Source organism: Caballeronia sp. SEWSISQ10-4 2 (assembly GCF_030464885.1).
Lineage (GTDB): Bacteria > Pseudomonadota > Gammaproteobacteria > Burkholderiales > Burkholderiaceae > Caballeronia.
In genome coordinates, this window is the sequence record NZ_JALPRJ010000090.1 from 1 (window position 1) to 21214 (window position 21214).

Annotated in this window: 21 protein-coding genes and 2 pseudogenes; 22 read left to right on the plus strand and 1 reads right to left on the minus strand. The window is 60.7% G+C overall.

Going from position 1 to position 21214, the window contains the following annotated elements:
• The 17 genes and pseudogenes from M0D69_RS36985 to M0D69_RS37065 form a co-directional block, all read left to right on the plus strand.
• Positions 1 to 427: LysR substrate-binding domain-containing protein (locus tag M0D69_RS36985; RefSeq protein WP_301786778.1), on the plus strand; the 427-nt coding region annotated here is incomplete at its 5' end.
• A gap of 238 nt (positions 428 to 665) precedes the next feature.
• Positions 666 to 1637 (plus strand): ABC transporter substrate-binding protein, encoded by a 972-nt coding sequence (locus tag M0D69_RS36990; protein ID WP_301786779.1) that lies wholly within the window; start codon positions 666 to 668, stop codon positions 1635 to 1637.
• A gap of 22 nt (positions 1638 to 1659) precedes the next feature.
• A complete protein-coding gene (locus M0D69_RS36995) occupies positions 1660 to 2685 on the plus strand; it encodes an amidohydrolase family protein (RefSeq protein WP_301786780.1) in 1026 nt (341 codons plus the stop codon).
• A 25-nt stretch (positions 2686 to 2710) separates the two neighbouring features.
• Positions 2711 to 3556 (plus strand): amidohydrolase, encoded by an 846-nt coding sequence (locus M0D69_RS37000; protein WP_301786781.1) that lies wholly within the window; start codon positions 2711 to 2713, stop codon positions 3554 to 3556.
• A 68-nt stretch (positions 3557 to 3624) separates the two neighbouring features.
• Entirely contained in the window at positions 3625 to 4482 is an 858-nt protein-coding gene (locus M0D69_RS37005; RefSeq protein ID WP_301786782.1) for an HpcH/HpaI aldolase/citrate lyase family protein, read from the plus strand.
• The gene (locus M0D69_RS37010) at positions 4482 to 6032 is read left to right on the plus strand and encodes an acetolactate synthase large subunit (protein ID WP_301786783.1); all 1551 of its coding nucleotides are present in this window, start codon (positions 4482 to 4484) and stop codon (positions 6030 to 6032) included. The genes M0D69_RS37005 and M0D69_RS37010 overlap by 1 nt, the downstream gene beginning before the upstream one ends.
• Positions 6033 to 6066: 34 nt before the next feature.
• Positions 6067 to 6960 carry a phosphate ABC transporter substrate-binding protein gene (locus M0D69_RS37015; RefSeq protein WP_301786784.1) on the plus strand — a complete coding sequence of 298 codons (894 nt, stop codon included), beginning with the start codon at positions 6067 to 6069 and terminating at the stop codon, positions 6958 to 6960.
• Between the two features lie 148 nt (positions 6961 to 7108).
• Positions 7109 to 8461: an MFS transporter gene (locus M0D69_RS37020; RefSeq protein ID WP_301786785.1), complete on the plus strand. Its 1353-nt coding sequence runs from the start codon at positions 7109 to 7111 to the stop codon at positions 8459 to 8461.
• 233 nt (positions 8462 to 8694) lie between these two features.
• Positions 8695 to 8910, plus strand: coding sequence for a hypothetical protein (locus tag M0D69_RS37025; RefSeq protein ID WP_301786786.1), 216 nt, complete (start codon positions 8695 to 8697; stop codon positions 8908 to 8910).
• A gap of 127 nt (positions 8911 to 9037) precedes the next feature.
• A complete protein-coding gene (locus M0D69_RS37030) occupies positions 9038 to 10210 on the plus strand; it encodes an MFS transporter (protein ID WP_301786805.1) in 1173 nt (390 codons plus the stop codon).
• Positions 10211 to 11338: 1128 nt separating this feature from the next.
• A complete protein-coding gene (locus M0D69_RS37035) occupies positions 11339 to 11626 on the plus strand; it encodes a DUF4148 domain-containing protein (RefSeq protein WP_301786787.1) in 288 nt (95 codons plus the stop codon).
• A gap of 700 nt (positions 11627 to 12326) precedes the next feature.
• A pseudogene (locus tag M0D69_RS37040) lies at positions 12327 to 12733 on the plus strand (type II secretion system F family protein); the annotation flags it as partial.
• Between the two features lie 87 nt (positions 12734 to 12820).
• The gene (locus M0D69_RS37045; protein ID WP_301786788.1) at positions 12821 to 13066 is read left to right on the plus strand and encodes an AbrB/MazE/SpoVT family DNA-binding domain-containing protein; all 246 of its coding nucleotides are present in this window, start codon (positions 12821 to 12823) and stop codon (positions 13064 to 13066) included.
• Positions 13063 to 13458: a PIN domain-containing protein gene (locus tag M0D69_RS37050; RefSeq protein WP_301786789.1), complete on the plus strand. Its 396-nt coding sequence runs from the start codon at positions 13063 to 13065 to the stop codon at positions 13456 to 13458. Before M0D69_RS37045 ends, M0D69_RS37050 begins: the two co-directional genes overlap by 4 nt.
• Positions 13459 to 13635: 177 nt before the next feature.
• Positions 13636 to 13926: a nucleotidyltransferase family protein gene (locus M0D69_RS37055; RefSeq protein WP_301786790.1), complete on the plus strand. Its 291-nt coding sequence runs from the start codon at positions 13636 to 13638 to the stop codon at positions 13924 to 13926.
• A 3-nt stretch (positions 13927 to 13929) separates the two neighbouring features.
• Complete coding sequence (locus M0D69_RS37060) at positions 13930 to 14289, plus strand: DUF86 domain-containing protein (protein WP_301786791.1); 360 nt, start codon at positions 13930 to 13932, stop codon at positions 14287 to 14289.
• A 97-nt stretch (positions 14290 to 14386) separates the two neighbouring features.
• Positions 14387 to 14668, plus strand: a pseudogene (locus M0D69_RS37065) (BMP family ABC transporter substrate-binding protein); the annotation flags it as partial.
• A gap of 3 nt (positions 14669 to 14671) precedes the next feature.
• Here the strand turns inward: M0D69_RS37065 and M0D69_RS37070 are convergent.
• The gene (locus M0D69_RS37070) at positions 14672 to 15235 is read right to left on the minus strand and encodes a lipid-binding SYLF domain-containing protein (protein WP_301786792.1); all 564 of its coding nucleotides are present in this window, start codon (positions 15233 to 15235) and stop codon (positions 14672 to 14674) included.
• A 578-nt stretch (positions 15236 to 15813) separates the two neighbouring features.
• On the opposite strand from M0D69_RS37070, the gene M0D69_RS37075 reads away from it, so the two are divergent.
• The 5 genes from M0D69_RS37075 to M0D69_RS37095 all read left to right on the plus strand — a co-directional run bounded on the left by M0D69_RS37075 (position 15814) and on the right by M0D69_RS37095 (position 21080).
• Entirely contained in the window at positions 15814 to 16857 is a 1044-nt protein-coding gene (locus M0D69_RS37075) for a LysR family transcriptional regulator (RefSeq protein ID WP_301786793.1), read from the plus strand.
• 101 nt (positions 16858 to 16958) lie between these two features.
• On the plus strand, positions 16959 to 17600 hold the full coding sequence (locus tag M0D69_RS37080; protein WP_301786794.1) for a DUF4286 family protein: 642 nt from the start codon (positions 16959 to 16961) through the stop codon (positions 17598 to 17600).
• 37 nt (positions 17601 to 17637) lie between these two features.
• On the plus strand, positions 17638 to 18945 hold the full coding sequence (locus tag M0D69_RS37085) for an MFS transporter (protein WP_301786795.1): 1308 nt from the start codon (positions 17638 to 17640) through the stop codon (positions 18943 to 18945).
• Between the two features lie 61 nt (positions 18946 to 19006).
• Positions 19007 to 19708, plus strand: coding sequence for a DUF2848 domain-containing protein (locus tag M0D69_RS37090; RefSeq protein ID WP_301786796.1), 702 nt, complete (start codon positions 19007 to 19009; stop codon positions 19706 to 19708).
• A 19-nt stretch (positions 19709 to 19727) separates the two neighbouring features.
• Positions 19728 to 21080 carry an amidase gene (locus tag M0D69_RS37095; RefSeq protein WP_301786797.1) on the plus strand — a complete coding sequence of 451 codons (1353 nt, stop codon included), beginning with the start codon at positions 19728 to 19730 and terminating at the stop codon, positions 21078 to 21080.
• Positions 21081 to 21214: the final 134 nt, after the last annotated feature.

Genomic DNA, 21214 nt, shown 5'->3' on the forward strand with positions numbered 1-21214 from the left:
GGCCTGGTCGGACCTGCACCCCTATCCGTGGATCTTGCCGCCGCCCGGTTCGATCTTGCGCGATCCCCTGGAGCGGGCACTCGAAGCGCACGACGTGCCGCTGACCAACAACTACATCGAAACGCTCTCGATCCACGTCGCGCGCGCACACCTGCAAATCTCGGATTTCATTGCTGTGATGGCCGACACGCCCGCCAACGACACCGCGCAGCCTCTTCATACGCTTCCGTTAAGCCTGCCTCGGCTGCTCCGCCCGGCCGGCGTGCTGTGGAATCGCAACCGCGGCCTGACGCCCAGCGCGCAACTCATGGTTTCGTGCCTGGAAGAGGCCGCTCAACGTCTGCTGAAGGGCCGCGGCACCACGTCACGCGTGGTGTCCTCCCCGGCCAAAGCGAACCGGGTCCATCAAACCCCGGACGCGCAGTGAGGGGCGGCGTGGCGCAGCACTGACTGTCGATGACGCGGTTCGGCGCTCCCGCTGGCTCATCAATGGTTTTACCAATTGGTTAAGGCATCCGCTGCTTATTTCAATAGACGGAAAGCGATGGCGAAAAGATCATGTAGTCGACGAAATCACCTGAACAGCCGCGCAACTTGTCGCACTCGACATTGAAGTGGCGAACAGAAGCAGGTTGATCAGTTTGTCTAGTTCAAAGGAGACTAAGTTGACCGAAAAAGTGCACCTCAAGATGGCAATTGCCGAGCATCCGCACACCTCTGCGATCCGTGACGGCTCCATCCCTATCGAAGGCGTGGACGCCGAGTTCATCACAGTCCATCCGCAGATCGGCGCCTTTCGCCGCATGGTTCGCGACGTCGAGTTCGACGTGTGCGAACTGGCGCCGACGACCTACATCATTGCCCGCGCATATGGCGCGCCTTTCGTCGCGCTTCCCATCTTTGTCGTACGGCGCTTCCACCATGCCGGGCTGTTGGTACGCCCAGACGCGGGGATCAGGACCCCCAAGGATCTTGAGGGCAAGAAGGTAGGGGTGCGCGCCTATTCGGTCACGACTGGCGCATGGACGCGTCAGGTCCTGATGGACGAATTCGGCCTCGATTCGTCGAAGGTGACCTGGGTGGTGGATGACGAGGAGCATGTCACGCAGCTCAAGTTGCCGCCGAACGTGATCCATGCTCCCGCCGGCAGCTCGCTGGCAGAGATGATGGAGAAGGGCGAACTGGCGGCGGGCTTTGGCGCCAACGCTGGCATTGGCCGCACCGGCGCGCCGACGGGTGGTTGGAAGGAAGTCGAGGCCGACTATCCCGATCTCTTCCCGAATGCGGCCGAACTGGAGGCCGAGTACTACGCCCGCACTGGTGTGTATCCGATGCACGGCACTATCGTCGTCAAGGATTCGGTGCTCGCCGAGCATCCCTGGGTGGCCAAGTCCATTTACGACGCTTTCGAGCGCGCCAAGAAGGAGTGGCTGGCCCGTCTCGATGCGGGTGAGCTCACCGACAAGAAAAATACGAAGTATCTCGAGTTGCGCAAGATCGTCGGCCACGACCCGCTGCCCTACGGCATTGAGGAGAATCGCAAGACTATCGGGGCGCTCGAAGCCACCGCCTTCAAGCAAGGCTTGACGCCGCGGCGCATGTCCATGAGCGAGCTGTTTGTCGATCCCCGCGTCTGAATCCCGCATGGAAGAAAGAAATATGATCATCGATTGCCACGGCCACTTCACGACCGTCCCTGCTTCTTTCCGCGATTGGCGCGCCAAGCAGATCGAGTTTGCCAACGACCCGGCCAATGCGCCGTCGATCTCGGGCGCGCAGGTCACCGATGATGAGATCCGCGAGGGCGTCGGCAACGGCCAGCTTCGCCTGCAGAAGGAGCGCGGCGGCGACCTCACGCTGTTCTCGCCAATCGCCGGCCTGATGAGCCACCACCTCGGCAACGAGCGCACGAGCCTTGAGTGGGCGGAGGTTTCGAATAATCTCGTGCGCCGTGTCTGCGACATCTACTCTGACAATTTTGTACCCGTCTGCCAGCTGCCGCAGTCGCCGCTGGCGCCACCCGGAAACTCCGTTGCTGAACTGCGCCGCTGCGTCGAGGAGATGGGCTTCGTCGGCTGCAACCTGAATCCCGACCCGAGCGGCGGCTACTGGACCGGCAAGCCGATGACCGACCGCGAGTGGTACCCGCTCTACGAGGCGCTGGTCGATCTGGACGTGCCGGCCATGATCCATGTAGCGGCTTCGTGCAACCCGTGCCATCACGGCACTGGCGCGCATTACCTGAACGCCGACACGTCCGTCTTCATGCAATTGCTGCAGGGCGATCTGTTCAAGGACTTCCCGACGTTGCGCTTGATCATCCCGCACGGCGGCGGCGCGGTGCCTTACCACTGGGGCCGCTACCGGGGCATGTCGCTGGAGATCGCCAAGCGCCCGCTCGAAGGCCTCTTGAACAACATCTTCTTCGACACCTGCGTCTACCACCACCCGGGCGTGGAACTGCTGACCAAGGTCGTGCCGGCGAGCAACGTGCTGTTCGGCTCAGAAATGGTCGGCGCCGTGCGCGGCCGCGATCCGGACACCGGCGAGTACTTCGACGATACCAAGCGCTACATCGACGCCTGTGCGGCGCTGAGCGAGGCCGAGCGGCATGCCATCTTCGAGGGCAATGCGCGCCGCGTCTATCCGCGCCTGGACAAGCACCTCAAGGCCCTGGGCCTGTAAGTAAGCCGATAGCTGGACGGACACCATGAACATCATCGATATTCATCCCCATATCATTTCGGACGACGAGAAGCGCTACCCGCCCGCGCCGCTGTTCGGCAAGCGCTCGGACTGGTCGCAGGAACGGCCCAACACGGTCGAGGCGCTGATCAAGGCCATGGATGAGGCTGGTGTCGCCAAGGCCGCCGTCGTGCATTCATCGACGACCTACGGCTTCGACAATAGCTATGTCGTGGACGGCTGCGACCAATACAAGGACCGGCTCATCGCCGTCGGTTCCGTGGATATGCTGGCCGCCGACGTGCCGGCAGTGATCAAGGGCTGGGCCGACAAGGGCCTCGCCGGCTTGCGCATCTTCACCGGCGGCTCGACCAAGGACTTTGACCCTGGTGAGCTCGACAACCCCAAGTCCTTTAAGGCTTGGGAGATGCTGGCCGAACTGAAGTTGCCCATGTGCATACAGACCGGGCCGATTGGCCTGCCGCAGGTGCGTATGCTGGCCGGGAAGTTCCCGGCCGTGAACATCATCCTCGACCACCTCGGCCGCCCTGACGTGCTCGACGGGCCGCCCTATGCCAACGCCGCCAGCCTGTTCGCGATGGCGGACCTGCCCAACGTCTACCTCAAGCTCACGCCACGCATTTTCGGCGACGTGAAGAAGGAGAGGGCCAGTGCCGAGACCTTCTTCCCGCGCGTCGTCGAGGTGTTCGGCGCGCAACGCATGGCTTGGGGCTCGAACTTCCCGACCTCGCCCGGCGCACTCAAGGAGATCCTGGCGACGGCTGAGAAAGGGCTGGCCTGCCTCGGCGAGGAAGATCGCGCCTGGATCTTCGGCAAGACTGCGCAGAAGCTGTACCCGGCCTTGAGCTGAGGTTCGAATTTTGCCAACCGCGTGTGCCGCCGGCTGAAGCGGCGCCGCAACGAGAAAGAGAGATTCCTATGTCGACCATCCGCCTCAATAGCATCATTCGCGCCTTCGAATCGGGCAAGACCGCGCATACCGCCTTCGCCAAGCTCGATAAGCAGACCGCCATCGAGATGAGCGATTCGCCCTATGACGGCATCGTCTTCGAGATGGAGCACAACCCGTATGACGTGAGCGCGCTCGGCGACGCTCTGCAGTACATGCTCAGCCGCAAGCAGATCGCCGAGTCCGCATCGGTGGCGGCCAAGGTGACGCCGTTGGCGCGTATCCCGGCCAACGGCGTCGAGATGAACCAGAGCTTTGCCAAGCAGGTGCTGGACCGCGGCGCTTACGGCGTGATCTGGCCGCATGTGGCGACCGTCGAGCAGGCCTACAACGCTGTCGCGTCCTGCCGTTATGCACGGCCGAAGAACGCGCCGCTGTACGAACCCAAGGGCGTGCGCGGCGACGGCCCGGCCAATGCAGCGCGCTACTGGGGGCTCTCGATGCAGGAGTACTACGAAAAGGCTGACGTTTGGCCGCTGGCGCCGCAGGGCGAGATCCTCGCCGGGCTGATGTGCGAAAGCACGCTGGCTATTGAGAATCTCGATGACATCCTCGCCAACGTACCCGGCATCGGCTTCATCCTGATCGGCGAGGGCGACCTCAGTCAGGAGCTGGGCTTCCCGCGCCAGTATGAGCACCCCGAGGTCGTCGATGCGATGCGCCAGATTGTCGAGACCTGCCACAAGCACAAGGTTGTCGTCGGCAATCCGCACGTCACGGCCAAGAACCATCGCCGCCTGATCGACGAGGGCTACCGCCTTCTTCTGTCGGCGCCACAGCGGACCTATGGCGTGGTAGGCCTTGCGCGCGAAACGGCGGGTTACTGATGAACGGCGCGGAAAGTCTCGTCGCGACCCTGGTCGACCAGGGCGTGGACATCTGTTTTGCCAACCCGGGCACCTCCGAGATGCATTTCCTCGCGGCGCTGGGTAACAACCCGAAAATGCGCAGCGTGCTGTGCCTGTTCGAGGGCGTGGCCACCGGCGCCGCCGACGGATGGTACCGGATGAAGGACAAGCCGGCCTCGACGCTGCTGCACCTGGGGCCGGGCCTGGCTAATGGTCTCGCGAACATCCACAACGCAAAGCGCGCTTCGTCGGGCATGGTCAACGTCGTCGGCGAGCATTCGGTGTCGCACCTCAAGTATGACCCGCCGCTGACCTCCGACATCGAGGGCCTGGCGCGGCCGCTGAGCCACTGGGTGCGCCGCGCCGAATCGTCGAACGCCATCGCCTGGGACGCCGCCCAGGCTGTAGCCAGGGCCAGCGAGCATCCGGGCCAGATCGCCACGCTGATCCTGCCCGGCGATATCTCCTGGCAGCAGGTCACCGGGGCCCCGGTGCTGCCGCCACCCATTGCGACCACGCGCAAGACGCCGAGCGCCGCGCGCGTCGAGCACATCGCCCGCGTGCTGCGCTCGGGCGAGCCGGCATTGATCATCCTCGCCAACAATGCCACTCGCGGCGCGGCGCTCGAAAAGGCCGGCCGCGTGGCCGCGGCCACCGGCGCGCAGCTGGGCTCGCAGTTCTTCTCTGCACGCATCGAGCGCGGCGCAGGCCGCGTGCCGATGGCGCGCATTCCCTACGCGGTCGCGCAGGCCACGGCTTTCCTCAACGGCTTCAGGCACATCGTCACGGTCGAGACCAGGGAGCCCGTGGCCTTCTTCGCCTACCCGGACAAGCCGAGTCTGCTCAAGACCGAGGGCACGCTGGTACATGCACTCGTTGAGGCTGACGAGGACAGCGAACTCGCCTTCGACATGCTGCTGCAGGCGCTCGGCGCCGACGGTGCCACGCCGCGCGTGCAGCCGCGCATCGAGACGCCGGTGCCGGCCGGTGCGCTCAACCCCACGAGCATTGCCCACGCGCTGGCCGCGGCCCTGCCCGAACACTGCATCGTCGTGGACGAATCGCTGACGACGGGCCGCGAGTCCATGAGCCTGACCATGGGCGCGCTGCCGCACGACCTCATCAACAATATGGGCGGCTCCATCGGTTACGCCACGCCCGTGGCCACCGGCGCGGCGCTGGCCTGTCCCGATCGACGGGTGTTCTGCATGGTCGGCGACGGCAGCGCGATGTACACGATCCAGTCGCTATGGACCCAGGCGCGCGAAGGCCTGAATGTAACGACAATCATCTTCGCAAATAACAGCTACGCGATTCTCAAGGCCGAGTACGCCAATATGGGCGCGGGCACGCCCGGCGAACGCGCGCTGTCCATGATCGACATCGACAAGCCGCGCATCGACTGGCTGGCCATGGCCAAGAGCATGGGTGTGCCGGCGGCAGCGGCGGACACGGCAGAGAGCTTCCACAAGGCGATGCTGGACTCGGTGCGCGAGCCGGGTCCCTGCCTCATCGAGGTCCAGCTGTAGTTCGATCCAGAAGATCCAGGCAAAAGGAGTATCTATGACAACGACGCTGACCGGGGCGCCGGCGCTGCGCACCAATCTGGCCGAATACGCGGTGACGAAGGCGATGCGGGACGGGCGGGTGAAGTCGGACCTCGTGACGCTCGACTACTGCGGACCGACGCCGGCGCACAACGGCTTCAAGGCCATGGTGCGCGAGAACAAGTTCGACGCCGGCGAGCTCGCAATCGTCACGTTCCTGCAGGCCAAGGCCTACGGCAAGCCATATGTGTTGCTGCCGACGCCGATTTCAGGGCGCTTCCAGCACCATTGCGCCGGTTACAACATCGACTTCGGGCATCTCGATCCAAAAGATATCGAGGGCAAAAAGGTCGGCGTGCGGACTTACACGCAGACGACCGCGCTGTGGATTCGCGGCGTCCTGCGCCACGAATACGGTGTCGACCTCGACAAGGTGACGTGGATGACGCTGGGCGACGGGCACCTTGCCGAGTACAGCGATCCTCAAAACTGCCAACGCCTGCCGGCGGGCTCGTCGATTCCGCAGATGATGCTCGACGGTGAACTTGCTGCAGCGTTGCTCGGCGAAGACATGCCGAAGGACGAACGCGTGCGCACTTTGGTACCCGATGCTCATGCAGCCGCGAGAGACTGGTTTGCGCGCACCGGGGTAGTCCCGATTAACCACATGTTCGTGGTGCACGAGAATGTGTCGAAGCAGCGTCCTGACGTCATTCGTGAGCTTTATCGAATGATTGTGGAAAGCCGATCGCTCGCCGAGGGGGTGCCGGCCGTGTTCCCGCCGATCGGGCTGGAAGCGAACCGAAAGGGGCTGCAACTAGCGATCGACTGGGCGCTCGATCAGAAGATCATTCCGCGCCGCCTGTCCGTCGATGAGCTGTTCGACGATGTGACCGGCAGCCTTGGGTGAGTGATAAATGACCGTCGGGAGCATCCGCGCTGGCCGGATGTTCCTCGCGGCGGCGGTTGGTGCCAAGCCCCGCTACGCTTGGTCACCGCGTCAAGAGCTTTGCAGAAAAGCGTGCGTCGAGTAGAACAGAGAAGCCATTGGAGACGGAGTGACAGAGACAACGCGACGGCAAGAGGCGAGGCCCGAGAATCGCTGGGTCATTCTGGTGCTGCTTGCGCTCGGGCTGATGATCTCCTTCGTGGACCGCACGAGCATGTCCGCTGCTCTCGCCGACCATCATTTCGTGCGCGAGTATGCGCTGACACACGTCGAGCGCGGCTGGCTCGGCTCCGCGATGTTCTGGTCCTATGGCCTGCTTCAGATGCCCATGGGCTGGCTGGTCGATCGCTATGGCGTGAAATGGCCTTACTCGATCTGCTTCCTGCTTTGGTGTCTGGCGGCAGCTGCAACCGGCATCGTCACGACGCTTTCCGCCCTGATCCTCGTGCGCCTGTTGATTGGCGCCGCTGAAGCCGTGGTGGTCCCCGCCACCTATCGATACCTCGCCAACAACTTCGATGAAACCCGGAAGGGCACTGCTCTCGGGATCTACTCCGTCGGAGGGAAGATGGGGCCGGCGTTTGGCGCGCCGATCGCTGCGTGGCTGATCGCGATCAGTTCGTGGAAAGCAATGTTCGTTGTCACCGGCCTGGCTGGGCTGATCTGGCTGATGCCGTGGCTGCTGATGCTCAACAACGATTTTCCGTCCAAGGCCGAGCTGGCGGCGGCCAAGCGGCGGGCGGCCTCGGTGCCGCTTGTCAATCTTCTGGCGAGTCCAGTGGTGTGGGGCGGTTTGATTGCCAATTTTTGCTACAGCTATTTCGCGTTCTACTGCATGACGTGGATGCCGGCGTATCTCGTCGAACAACGCGGCCTTTCTCTGGAGCAATCCGGGCTTTACACCTTCTTTAGCTTTGCTGGCATCGCGATTGTGGCGGCGTTCGCCGGATGGGCAGCGGACCGGCTGATCGCGCGTGGCCACGATGCCGTGGCAGTACGCAAATCGTTCATTGTGGCCGGTTTCATCGGTGGCACGACCGTTCTCCTTGGCGCTTACGCGCGCACGCCGCAAATGGCCATATTCTGGAATGTCGTTTCTCTTTCCCTGCTGGGTCTGGTCACGGCAAACAATCTTGCCCTGGTCAAGCTCACGCTAATTCCCAAACAAGCGGTGGGGCTGAATACCGGCTTGCAGCAAGTGGCGACCAGCCTCGCAGGCGGCGTTTCAGCCAGCCTGTCGGGATGGTTGCTCCATGTGGGGGGCAGCTATACGCTGCCCATGCTCGCGATATTCGTGTTTCTGCTGCTTGGGGCTACCAGTACTTTGGTGTTGCTGCAGTGGAAATGGGCGCCGAAAGTCAATGAGAGCGGACACGGAGAGCAGCAGAGCGCAGACGTGGCGGCAGAAACCTTGCTGAGCGCCAACACGCTGAGCTCAAAAGACCGGTCGATACCACACTGATTCGTAGGCATCCTAAGCGGGCCGTGTAGACGGATGTGACGAACTCCAGAGCAGAGCAAAGCGCTCGAACACAGCCTGAATGCGAACGCGGTGTTTCGCTGGCGCCGCATGTGTCGCGCAGTGAGCCTTCCACAGCATCAAGTGGGTTTTTGATTTTATGCCAACGAGAATTTTCCATATTCACCCGCACGTCTCCAACCTGGAAGGCGGCCAGCCGTCGCCGCGCGATCTGAATGGCAAGCGCATTGGCGCGTGCTCGCTTAAGCGACTTCGGGGAAGTATCGACCGTTTCGTTCTTCAGTTTCGCGCTGCTTGTCGACGGTTATGCACCGCACAAGAATGTCGCCGATCGGATGGCCGGTGCGAAAGCACAATCCTTCACGTTGAACACCGCGGCTGTGTCGAGCGGCAGCACGTGGAGCCTCGCCGCATCGGCGTGTCGCAACTGATAGGATATTGCCCGATGTTCCACACGCTGTCGAAAGAATGGAATCCGGCATGACGCGCGTCCACGATACGTCGTCGCCGACGCTCGAGGCGCGCGCGGGCGTGGCAGCCTTGCTGCACCATTCGGCAATGACGCGCTTCCTGATAGCTCGAGCCGGTTCCATCACTGCCCAGCAGATGCTAATGCTGGCGATCAGCTGGCATATGTATGAGCTGACGTCCAGTGCCTGGTATCTCGGCCTCGTCGGCCTGTTCCAGTTCATTCCCGGGCTCGCCACGACGTTTGTCGCCGGCCATTGCGCTGATCGCATGCATCGAGGCCAGATCGTTGCGGTCTGCCTTGCGGCCCAGGCAGTCACGGCCACGCTGCTTGCCGTATCCATCATGACGCACATCGTGACCCGCGACCTGCTGCTGGGACTCTCGCTTATTCTCGGCGCGATCCGGCCGTTTCAGATGTCAGGGCAGCAGGCGCTACTACCGATGCTCGTTCCGCAGACACTGCTGGCGCGGTCGATGGCGCTCAGCACGGTGGTACAGCAGGTATGCGTGATTGCCGGACCGGCGTTGGGCGGTTTGCTGTTCGCGATCGGCATCAACGCCCTCTATTGGACCTGCGCCGCGCTGTTCTGCGTGAGCGCTGTGATGTACGCGCTTATACGGTACGACTACGTTCCGCCGCCACGCGAACCCATCACGGCCGAGACAATCCTTGCTGGCTTGCGCTTCGTCTGGAGCAACCCTCTGTTGCTAGGCGGCATCTCTCTCGACCTGTTCGCTGTCTTGTTCGGCGGCGCCACTGCGCTGCTGCCTGTCTACGCGAAAGAGATTCTGCATGTGGGCCCGCAAGGACTGGGCTTGCTGCGCTCCGCTCCGGCTGTGGGCGCGCTTTGCGTTGGCCTCATGCTCTCCCGGCAGGCCATCGGCAGCGGAGTCGGCAAGAAACTGCTGACTGCTGTCGCCGTCTACGGAATGTGTATTGTTGCCTTCGGGCTTTCACGTTCGTTTCCCTTATCGCTGTTGCTGCTGGCGATCTCGGGCGGTGCTGACACTATCAGCGTGGTAGTGCGGCAGACACTTGTTCAACTGGAAACGCCGGATCGCATGCGCGGACGGGTCGCTGCCGTGAACACGCTCTTCATTGGTGCCAGTAATCAACTGGGGGAATTCGAATCTGGGGTGACTGCCACGGCGTTTGGCGTCATTGGCTCGGTCGTATTGGGTGGATGCGCGACGATCCTCGTCAGTGTTGCATGGAGTCGTCTATTCAAGCCGCTCGTCAGACGCGAAACTTTGCACTGATTGAAAGGCTCGCGTGTCGTAGGACGAGAGTGTCACGAAAATGGTTAACGCTTTGGTTAAACCGTCTCCCTTTAACTTCAATGGACGGCAACCACGAAGGGCACGATGATATTGACATTGCCTCGACTTCCCTGGATGAGGAGCAGGTCCAATACGCTGCGGAATCGTACTGAAATGGCCTGATGACCGGGAAACAGGAAGGTGAGTCTTTCTGAGTATTTTAACGGTATAAAGGATACCTAAGGATTTGCGATGCGGGCGATTAGGAGAGGTCTGGTCGTTTTGTGTTACCACACGAACCAATTTGCTGATGCGGCCGTCTCGATTTGTCTGTTCGGCCGCGGAGCACGGAGATGCGTATGAACAGTCAGTGCAAATCCCTTCGGGTCCTTGTAAATGACTGGTTTGGAAACGACGAAAATTTTCGAGTCACCCGACCAGATCGTTCGAGAACAATGCCATGGCGAGTTGTAAGAGTCGAAGTAACTCGTTCGGCCGGAACGTTTGCGCTTGTCTTCTTTCGACATGGCGATGGATCATGGTGCGTCTACCCACCCCCAACTGTTCAACCAACAATGAATTGGCTTCGAAACTAGCTGCGCTGCCGGATGCTTCCGGTAAAAGCATACCAACCGGCATGGCTTGCTGACTTCTATACAGAACCCTTGGCCTATGATTGCGGCGCGCGTCGGATGGAGGAGCACCCAAGACGGCCCGGGAGGATCGCAAATGTTGCGACGGCTATCGCCGCAGGCGGACTGGGTGCACGCTTGCCGGATGGCACCCATGATGCCGCTTGACGGTGCCTTTCCCTACGTGGAGTCCGCGCTTGCGCGAACCATGTCCTAAGCAATCGCCCGGACGGCGGGCTCTTTGAGTCATCCAACGACACTGCATTCGCGCATGACTTCAATTATGTAGTCGATGCAGCGGGATGGATGCGTCGTCGTATTGGCCAGTCGTCGTCCCGAATCTCCCCAGCAAGAACTCATATTTCCTTCCGCTGCAGACATCTGAAAATTAGCAATATAGTAGTTTACCTAATATTTAAATAAGTTAAACTATGACCCATATCCGTACACGTCTGCGTGTGGTCCTGAAAAGCAATGCTCGGAGAGGTGGGTCACCATGAATTCGCTGATTAAAGCTGTCGCTGTCATCCTTGTTCTTGCCGTGCCGGTTGCTTCGTTCGCGCAACCGTCCCAGCAGTCCGTTACTCTTACGCGCGCGCAGGTTCGCGCCGACCTCATCCAGGCCGAGAGGGCCGGGTACAGCCCGCTCGACTGGGCGGATTACCCGTACGGCGAAATCCAGGCGGCGGAGTTTCGCGCGGCGCAAAAGTTGTCCACAACTGACACATCCGGTTATGGCTCGAGTCGGAGCGGCACTTCGCAGTCTGGTGACATAGCCAGGTGATGTCTGGTCATACTTTGGTCAACCAAGCCGGTCGATTGGGTTGACCCGGCACTGACGCCGACTCTTGAAGCAGGGGCGGCAATCGACGATGGGCGCGGTTTCGGGGTTAGCGGTCGGGGCGGATGCCGGGGTGGTGCTTTCGGCCTTAGTGGTCTGCGTCAGTTAGCTGTATTTTTTATCACTATTAGCCACTGTGCGTGGCGGCACTTCATTTCTTGGTCCAAAGCCGAAAGCGACAAAGAAACGAAGCAAAGAAAGCGCTTTCCAACCACCGGCGAGTGAGTGTCCCTAGCGTGCAGGCTAGAAGTTTCTGGCACCTGATAGTACTCGCGAGACTGCAGGATGTTTGAACCCCGCCTTCTCCGAACACAGATGCCCACACGCTTCGCCACCAGTGACTGAACCTGCCCAAGGAACGTCCCGCGCTATCCGCGTACAACCACCTCAAGAAATAAGCACGCAGATCACGTAGCCAACCCACCGCGAAATGAGGCAATCAGCACACGTGAGGCCGTACTGGTTTGTGGGTCATGGTGCTTGCCCGAGAGCGTTGGGGGCGACGCGTGTTCGTGTCAGGATTCGCGAGAAGGAGGGGTTCACATACCCTCCAGTCTGGCGAGCACCGTGCTATCAGGTGCCAAAAACTCCGAGCCTGCACGCTAGGGCCACTAACTTGCTGATTGTTGGGAGGCGTTTTTGTATGGACGCCGCGTTGATGCGGGTCGCTAATGAGATATCAATCAGCAGCCCGGCCGTCGCCAGTGAACTGCAATTGATGTTGCTCGAAATGCGCTCCGGCTTCAAGAAAGAAAAAGCGCTGCGCAACCTCGCGCTACGGACCGGTGTCGAGGACATCGATATGTTCGCGTCAATGTTGATCCAGGCGGAACGGTTCGGCACGAGCATCGGCGCGTCGCTGCGGGTCATGTCCGATACATTGCGCACGCGCCGCAGAATGCGCGCCGAGGAGCGCGCCGCGAAGATCGCGCTGAAACTGTTGTTCCCGCTGATTTTCTGCCTTTCCCTGCACTGCTCACGGTGCTACTCGGCCCCGCGTGTATCCACGCCTATCGGGTGCTGTTGCCGACGTTGTCCGCAACCGGGGGGGAGATTCAGGAGATACGGGGTACCGGAAGCACTTGCCTTTCCTTTCGCCTTACCATAAAGTAAGGAATAACGGAATGAGGAGGTAAGATGGCATCTGCAACCGTAACATCGAAGGGCCAGGTGACGATTCCGGTCGACGTGCGCAACCAGCTTGGGCTGGCTACCGGGGACCGTATAGAGTTCATCCTTAACGACGAAACCGGGCGCTACGAAGTCGTGCCTGCCACCCGCTCAGTGACTGCACTCAAGGGAATCATCCGCAAACCTGCGAAACCTGTGTCGATTGAAGACATGAACTCGGCAATCGCCGAGCAGGGAGCGTCGGCTCGATGATTGGCCTTGATACTAATGTGTTGGTTCGCTATTTCGCACAGGATGACCCCGCGCAGTCGCGCAAGGCAAGCGTGCTGATTGAGTCTCTCACGGCTGAACGCCCGGGCTATGTCACGCAGGTAGCGTTGATCGAAGTGGTTTGGGTGCTCGGTAGGGCATACGACACGCGTCGCGAGGAGATAGCTCAAGTTATTGAAACGCTACTGCGCACAAAGGAGCTGATAGTCGAGGCATCTGAAACGGTCTGGAAGGCACTTCGGTTGTATGCAGGTTCGTTAGCCGACTTTGCCGATTGTCTGATCGAGTGCGCGTGTCACGATGCGCAGTGCGAATACACGGCTACATTCGATGCGAAAGCGGCCAGAACTGCCGGATTAAAACTCGTCAAGTAACGGAAAGGCAATGGACAAGCTGAACATCGCCATGGAAGGCAAGGATGACTCGGGGCGTTTTTAAGTGGTGGACAGAATTTTCACGATGCATTTTCGTATGGAACGAAGAGCATGCAGTAAGGTGGTCTGACTGCCTTGGTACCCGGTGGACCGGAAAACAGTTTAGGAGTTCGTTCGATGAAGCCATCTGTTGCACTTGATGCGCACCGCGCAGAAATCCGACTTATTGTAGAGGCCAACCGCGCCGTCAACGCGCGTGCATTTGGTTCCGTGCTGCACGGAGAGGATACCGAAGAGAGTGATCTCGATATCCTGGTTGATCCGAAGCCAGGGATGACCCTGTTGAATATTGGTTCGATCCGGCGCCAACTGGCACAGTTGCTCGGTGTATCGGTAGACGTGCTAACTCCAAATGCACTTCCCGAAAAATTTCGTGAGGCTGTGGTTGCCGAGGCGGTGCCGGTATGAGTCGTGACAAGCACGCCTGCCGGACTACTGCAGCACATTCTCGATGCAATTGACCGCATTGGACGCTACACGGCAAACATGGACAAGGCCGCGTTCAAGGCGAATGAGCTTGTATGCGACGCCGTGATTCGTAAGATCGAAATTATTGGTGAGGCGAGCAACAACGTTGACAAGCAGTACCGTAACTTTGCTGAAGCGCACCCTGAGTTGCCATGGGGCGACTCATACGAAATGCGGAATGCCGTGGCGCACGGCTATTTCAACGTCGATCTTGATATCGTATGGGACACGGTGCGTAATGATTTACCCGGGCTGCACAGCGCCGTTGAGGTGCTGCTAATGAAGATCGAGTCAGGCCATTGATGAATCAAAGCGCTTGGCGAGTGCCCAAGAGCTCGTGTCCCTGACGGATGTCGGGCGAATGCGCTCTCATCGCACTGAAGTGGTCAAACGATAGGAAAATAAGATCACCGTCGGCAGGCGCTTTGGCTAGCAGGATTTCGAGCTGAAGACGACGGAGGACCTTCCCGGCACGATATTCCTTCACTCGACCGGCTACAAGAAGGTGCCGAACTTCGGCACCTACGACTTGCGGATGTATAAGGGTGCGTATCCGGCAGGTTTTGCCGCTGGCCTTGCGTCCTTGCCCACCGCTGAGGCGACTCGCAACATCAACGCATACACGCTACGCGCACGTTCGGCAAATCAGAAGGTCCACACGCAGGTCATCTGGATGAACAGTCGCTCACTTCCCAAGCTTCGAAATTTTCTGGCCTTGAATTCCCACTCCGGCCATCAGCCCTTGCTGTCCATAAATGAATGCATAGACGTCTGATTTCAGCGTAGTCGATGTCAAGGATCTGGCTGTGCCGGAATCCAGGACCACAACACTCGGGCCCGCACCGATCGACCATCCGCCGCTAGTCTGAAGATAGTTGATCGCGGAGTCAGTCGTGAGGAACATGGCTTCCTGAAACGATTGAGCACCGGCTTGCAAGCCGTACGAAACGGCAGTCGCGTTGTAGTAGCCGAGCACTTTCCCGTCCGCGCCAAACATCACGCCATTGCCTTCCTCGCCTCCGACGATCAAACCGGCCTTGAGGATTTCCGGAAATACGACAATCGCCTTCGCTCGGGACTGGAGCAATTTTGCATTGGGCGTGGTCGTGTACAACTGCTGCAAGGCCGCACGTGCCTTTGCTTCCAGATCGGGGTCAACCGCCGCGGATGGGGGTATTTGCGAAGTAGAGCAGGAGGTCACAAGTAGCAAAAGCACATTAACGAGGATGAGTCTGATGTATCGGGTCATGAGGTCAACTCCGCTTGCAAATCGGTCGTATCCGGTTGAATACGGCGAGAAAATGACTTTAGTTAGGTTCTGCTATTTGAAATGATTGAGCGTTTAATGTTCGTATTCGGAATATTCAAGAAGATTTAGCCAAAGATGCCGCTACTAGCCATTTAAAAAGATAAGCCCGTTCGCCACCATGAACGTTCAGGGCGGCGCTCTGTTGACCACAGTAGGTGCTGTCTAGATGACAATTTCGGCTGCGAATGCTCCCCGCGCAAGCATGTCCGTTCGTATGCTTGCCTAAATCATGTTTTAGTCTTTCTCTTATTGAGTCACATGTTTCCCGGATGGGTAGCTTATATCAAGCATTACCCTTTCGCAAAGCGCGGCGGATCATACGGAAAATTTGATAGTTGAATTAATGTTTCGATTCGTTTCGGGATTTAAAAAGCTTTATATGTCAGCCGCATTGGGCGGGATGCATATACAAAAGACTTGCCCGCGCAGCCTACGAGTCCCAAATTAGGCACCGGCAAAAACGGCGCCACGCGACGACGCGTTACCATGCGTTTTCGTCCCGATCTGCGACCTTCGCCGTGAACATCCGCTTTCTCGAAACCTTCGTTTGGCTGGCCAAACTCCAGAACTTCCGTCTCACGGCAGAGAAACTGCATACGACGCAAGCGGCGGTCTCGAGCCGTATCGCATCGCTTGAAGAGAGCTTCGATGTCCGCTTGTTCGACCGCAATTCGCGCTGCGCCACGCTCACGCCTGCCGGCCGCAAGATGCTGGCGTATGCAGAACGCATCGTGCGCCTCGGCGAGGAAATGCGTCGCGAGGTCGACGACACCGACGCCGACGGGGGGCTGATCCGCATCGGGGTGATCGAATCGATCGTGCATAGCTGGTTCCCGGCGCTGATGGCGCTGGTGCGTGAGCGTTATCCACGGCTCGAAATGGAAGTCACGAGCGACACCACGATCCACCTCGCGAACCTGCTGCGCACCGGTGATATTGAATTGATCCTGCAAACGGACGCGCTCGCCGGGCCCGACTTCACGAATCTTCCGCTGTGCGAATTCCCGGTGCGCTGGGTGGCAAGTCCCAAGCTTGGGCTCTCGGGGCGGACCCTCGATCTTGCGAGTCTCGCGGACTTTCCCATCGTCAGCTTCTCGCGCCATTCCGGCCCGCACGCGACGCTTGAACAACTGTTCGCGCTGGCAGTCGAGCGGCCCGCGCGGATCAACTGCATCACGTCGGTGGCGGCAATGATCCGGCTCGTAGCGGATGGCTTCGGCGTCGCCGCGTTGCCGCCCGCGATTATCCAGCGCGAGTTGCGCGAAGCCACGCTCGAGGTCCTCGACGTGAGCGCCGAGTTCCCGCCGCTGCCGCTTGTGGCCACCTTCCGGGCGCAGAGTCACCCGCTTGCCGCACGCATCGCGGATCTGGCGCGGCAGGCCGCAAGCGAATTCGAAGCGGCGCTCCAGGCTGAACCGGTTCGCGTTGCGAAGACGCCGCCCAAGCGCGGATCGGCGCCGAAACGGGGCGCGAGGAAGACTGGCACCGCGCGTACACCGTCGATAGAAGCGAACGGCCGCAAGCCAAGCCGACCGCGTAAGTTGTCAGCAAGCAAGTCATAAGGAAACTTGTTCGCGCCGTATTTGTTTTCTTGTTGGACCGAAGTACCCGCTGCTCGCGACACTGCTCCCATTACGAATCCACTTTCGCCAGGGAACAATCGATGAGCACACCGCAGCCGCAAGGCCAGCTTTGCATCTGGACCGATACCGACCCCGATCCGGCGCAGGAAGCCGATTTCAATGCGTGGTACGACCGCGAGCACATGCAGGAACGCGTCGCGATTCCCGGCTTTCGCTACGCACGGCGTTTCAAGGCCAACGACGGCGGTCCGCGCCGCTATCTCGCGCTCTACGTAACCGAGTCGCTCGACGTCTTTCGCAGCGACGCTTATCAGCGCGCCTTCACTCAGCAGACACCGTGGTCGCTCGCCAACTTCGCGCGGATGACAAACACTCAGCGGCGCGTGGGCGAACTGACGCTCGAAACGGGCGACGGCGAGGGCGCTCATCTCGCGCTGTTCGTACTGCCGCCCGAGCGCGTTGAAGCCGCGTTATTGAAGCCGAGCTTCGAAGCAGGTTTGCGTCAGCCTGGCATTCACGCAGCACGGCTTTTTTGCACGGCGCCTGCGCTGTCGGTGTCGTTGACGGCATCGAAGGAATTGAAGGAAGCGGCACTGCCCGCCGCCGATGCACTCGTGCTGATCGAAGGCAGCGACGCCGGTGTCACCCGTGCATTGGCTGTTGAGCTCGCCGACGGTACCGAAGTCCGCACATTCCAGATGCTCTGGCGCATCTCGGCCTGACTCCACGTCATCCTGCTTTCATCACCCGAGGTTCACGATGAACACACTTGCCCAGCAATCCGAGCTCGGTTCTCCGCACGTCGGACGCGGCCGTCTCGCAACAGCGAGCATGGTCGGCACGTCGCTGGAGTGGTACGACTTCACGATCTACAACACGCTCGCCGCGCTTGTTTTCAACCGCCTGTTTTTCCCGTCCGTCGATCCGCTCGCGGGCACCATTCTCGCGTTCTCGACGTACGCGGTGGGTTATATCTCGCGGCCGCTCGGCGGCGTGGTGTTCGGTAATCTTGGCGATCGCATCGGCCGTCGTGCCGTATTGATGCTGACGCTCGTGCTCATGGGCATTACCACGGCGCTGATGGGCTTCTTGCCCACATACGCGGCTATCGGCATCTACAGTCCGATCTTGCTCGTCGCGCTGCGCTTCGTGCAGGGCATCGCGCTTGGCGGCGAGTGGGCAGGGGCCGTGTTGCTATCGATAGAACATGGCGACCAGAATAAACGCGGGCTGAGCGCCTCGTGGACGCAGGTCGGGCCATCGTTCGGCACGCTGCTCGGGACGGGTCTCATCGCGCTGATCACGCTAGCGATCTCCCCCGACGATTTCCTCGCCTGGGGCTGGCGTCTGCCTTTCGTCGCCAGCATGTTGCTCGTGGCGTTCGGTCTGTGGGTGCGTCGCGGAGTGGATGAAACACCGGCGTTCGAACAACTCAGCCACGCACATGCAACGGCTAAGGTGCCCGTCGTGGAAGTGCTCACGCAGCACTGGCGGCGTCTGCTGGTGGCGGGCGGTGCGCGGATCGGATCCGACGTTCTGTACGCGCTGCTGGTGGTGTTCACGTTGACGTATGTCACCACCGTGCTACATCTCTCTCGTACGACGGCACTGACCGCCGTGCTTCTCGGCACAGCGTGCAACGCGTTGAGCGTACCGTTCTTCGGCGCGCTGTCGGATCGCTTCGGCCGCCGGCCGGTCTATCTTGCCGGTGCATTTGCCGCGCTGGTGTGGGCGTTTGCGTTTTTCGTACTCGTCGATAGTGCACAGCCTTGGCAGATCGTACTTGCCGTCGTCGTGGGACTCGTGATCCATGCAGTGATGTACGGTCCGCAAGCCGCGTTCGTGACCGAGCAGTTTCCCACTCGTGTGCGATATGCCGGATCGTCGCTCGCTTATACGCTCGCCGGGATTCTCGGCGGCGGCTTTGCGCCGCTGATCATCGTGAGCCTGTTCAAGCACTACAACAGCACGTTGGCCGTGTCGGTGTATGTGGCACTTGCCGTGATTGTTACCGGCATCTCGCTGATCGTCGCGCGTGAGACTGCGCGCCGACCGCTGGAAAACTAAGGCTTTGCATGTCTTTCCGGCGCGCGTTGCCGCGCCGCGTTCATCCACCTTTCACCCGCCAATGACTACGCTTTCCTTCAATGTATTTCCCCTCGACGCAGCGCCTGCATCGATCACCACCGACATAGACGACCTCGTGATCGCGGGTTGGGCAGGGCGCGATCCTGCGGCGATCCAGGTGCATATCGACGAACTCGCGGCACTCGGCGTAGCACCGCCATCGACGACTCCATGTTTCTATCGTCTCGCGGCCGGCTTGCTCACGCAGGACGGCACCATCGACGTGCTCGGTGCGCACTCGGGCGGCGAAGTCGAATGCGTGCTGCTCGATAGCCCACTCGGTGCGCTGGTCGCGATCGGCTCGGATCATACGGATCGCGAAGTGGAGGCGTATGGCGTGGCGGTATCGAAGCAGGTGTGCGCGAAACCGCTCGGCTGCGATGCATGGCTTTATGCCGATGTTGCGCCGCATTGGGATCAGTTGACCATGCGCTCGTGGCTCACGGGCGCTGACGGCGAGCGCCGCCTTTATCAATCGGGTGCAGTGAACGGACTGCTCGAACCGGCTGACTTATGGCGCAGGTTTTCGGGCGCCGCAGCACTGCCCGCGAAGAGCGCGATGTTCGGCGGCACGCTCGCCGTGCATGGCGCGATCGCGGCGATGTCTTCGGGCCATGCCTTCGAACTCGAGCTTCACGATCCGGTGCTCGGACGTACGTTGAAACATTGTTATTCGGTGGCATCGCTGCCGGTCGTTGCCTGACTTTTACTGGATATCATCCATGACGCTCTTCGCTCCCAAGACTCCGCTTGCAGACCTCGCCGCGATGCTCGACACCGGCGCCGCGACCAGCCGCGAACTCACCGAAACCGCTCTGGAGCGGATCGCTGCCGATGGCGGCAACGGCGGCGCTGCATTCTGTTTCGTCGATGCCGACAGTGCCCGCCGTCAAGCCGATGCACTCGATGCACTGCGCCGCGCCGGCACGCGTCTCTCGCCGCTCGCGGGCGTGCCGATATCGGTAAAAGATCTCTTCGATGTACAAGGCCAGCCGACCCGCGCTGGCTCCCGTGTTCTCGCCGATGCACCTCCCGCCAGCACGGACGCCCCTGCCGTTGCCCGCCTAAGGCGTGCCGGCGCGGTGCTGATCGGACGCACCAACATGAGCGAGTTCGCATTCTCGGGACTGGGCCTCAATCCACACTACGGTTCGCCTGCATCGCCGTGGCGCAGGAGCGAGCGGCATGTGGCGGGCGGATCGTCGTCGGGGGCGGCTGCGTCCGTGGCCGACGGTTTGGCTGCAGCAGGCCTTGGAAGCGACACGGGCGGATCGTTGCGCATTCCCGCTGCGTTTTGCGGGCTCACTGGCTTTAAACCGAGCGCGGGACGTGTGTCGACTGAAGGCGTCGTACCGCTGTCGCCTACGCTCGATGTAGTCGGCGCCATCGCGCCCAGTGTCGCGTGCTGTGCGATGGTGGACGGCGTGCTGTCGGGAACCTCGTTCGCCGCGAGAAGACCGCTTGCGGGCGCGCGGCTCGGAGTGCTGCGCAACTATGTGATGGACGGCATCGAACCGGATGTCGCGCGAACCTATGAGGCGGCGTTGGACAAGCTCGCCAAAGCGGGCGCTTTGTTGACGGAGGTTCGCTTCGCGCCACTCGATGCGTTGCCCTCCATCAACACGTTCGGCTTCTCGCCGATCGAAGCGTTTGCCGCGCATCGCTCACGGCTCGATACGCAAGCCCACGCATTCGACGGGCGCGTGCTGGCGCGGATCAGGCGTGGCGAGTCGGCATCGGCGGCGGATTATCTCGACTTGCTGGCAGCACGGCGCGCGACCATCGCGGCGGCTCAGCAGTTCTTTGCAGGATTCGACGCGTTTGTCATGCCGACCGTGCCTGTCGCGCCGCCTCTGATTGCCGCGCTGGAAGCCGATGACGCTGCGTTCGCTGCGGCTAACGCGCTGGTATTGCGTAATCCGAGCATCGTGAATTTCCTCGATGGCTGTGCGGTTTCGCTGCCTTGTCATCGAGAGGGGGATGCGCCGGTGGGTCTTAGCGTCTGCGGGTTTCATGGGCAGGACGGGCTGATCCTCGCGCTGGCAGGAGCGGCGGAAACCGTGTTTAAGGTTTAGAAAATGAGGAGGGTTGCGGGGTCCACAACGTTCATAACAATGCACGCGGCCAAGTCCCAACCAAATCAAGGCGTTGCCACGATTCCCCAAGACTTGTCCACAGCCTTGCCAACAGAATCTGTGGATATCCTCAA

What these genes read in the sequence shown, in the direction of transcription:
- M0D69_RS37035 (WP_301786787.1), top strand. Translation starts at nt 11,339, where the DNA reads ATGAATTCGCTGATTAAAGCTGTCGCTGTCATCCTTGTTCTTGCCGTG.
- M0D69_RS37050 (WP_301786789.1), top strand. Translation starts at nt 13,063, where the DNA reads ATGATTGGCCTTGATACTAATGTGTTGGTTCGCTATTTCGCACAGGAT.
- M0D69_RS37005 (WP_301786782.1), top strand. Translation starts at nt 3,625, where the DNA reads ATGTCGACCATCCGCCTCAATAGCATCATTCGCGCCTTCGAATCGGGC.
- M0D69_RS37025 (WP_301786786.1), top strand. Translation starts at nt 8,695, where the DNA reads ATGGCAAGCGCATTGGCGCGTGCTCGCTTAAGCGACTTCGGGGAAGTA.
- M0D69_RS37095 (WP_301786797.1), top strand. Translation starts at nt 19,728, where the DNA reads ATGACGCTCTTCGCTCCCAAGACTCCGCTTGCAGACCTCGCCGCGATG.
- M0D69_RS37045 (WP_301786788.1), top strand. Translation starts at nt 12,821, where the DNA reads ATGGCATCTGCAACCGTAACATCGAAGGGCCAGGTGACGATTCCGGTC.
- M0D69_RS37055 (WP_301786790.1), top strand. Translation starts at nt 13,636, where the DNA reads ATGAAGCCATCTGTTGCACTTGATGCGCACCGCGCAGAAATCCGACTT.
- M0D69_RS37010 (WP_301786783.1), top strand. Translation starts at nt 4,482, where the DNA reads ATGAACGGCGCGGAAAGTCTCGTCGCGACCCTGGTCGACCAGGGCGTG.
- M0D69_RS37030 (WP_301786805.1), top strand. Translation starts at nt 9,038, where the DNA reads ATGACGCGCTTCCTGATAGCTCGAGCCGGTTCCATCACTGCCCAGCAG.
- M0D69_RS37080 (WP_301786794.1), top strand. Translation starts at nt 16,959, where the DNA reads ATGAGCACACCGCAGCCGCAAGGCCAGCTTTGCATCTGGACCGATACC.
- M0D69_RS37070 (WP_301786792.1), bottom strand. Translation starts at nt 15,235, where the DNA reads ATGACCCGATACATCAGACTCATCCTCGTTAATGTGCTTTTGCTACTT.
- M0D69_RS37085 (WP_301786795.1), top strand. Translation starts at nt 17,638, where the DNA reads ATGAACACACTTGCCCAGCAATCCGAGCTCGGTTCTCCGCACGTCGGA.
- M0D69_RS37015 (WP_301786784.1), top strand. Translation starts at nt 6,067, where the DNA reads ATGACAACGACGCTGACCGGGGCGCCGGCGCTGCGCACCAATCTGGCC.
- M0D69_RS37000 (WP_301786781.1), top strand. Translation starts at nt 2,711, where the DNA reads ATGAACATCATCGATATTCATCCCCATATCATTTCGGACGACGAGAAG.
- M0D69_RS37090 (WP_301786796.1), top strand. Translation starts at nt 19,007, where the DNA reads ATGACTACGCTTTCCTTCAATGTATTTCCCCTCGACGCAGCGCCTGCA.
- M0D69_RS36995 (WP_301786780.1), top strand. Translation starts at nt 1,660, where the DNA reads ATGATCATCGATTGCCACGGCCACTTCACGACCGTCCCTGCTTCTTTC.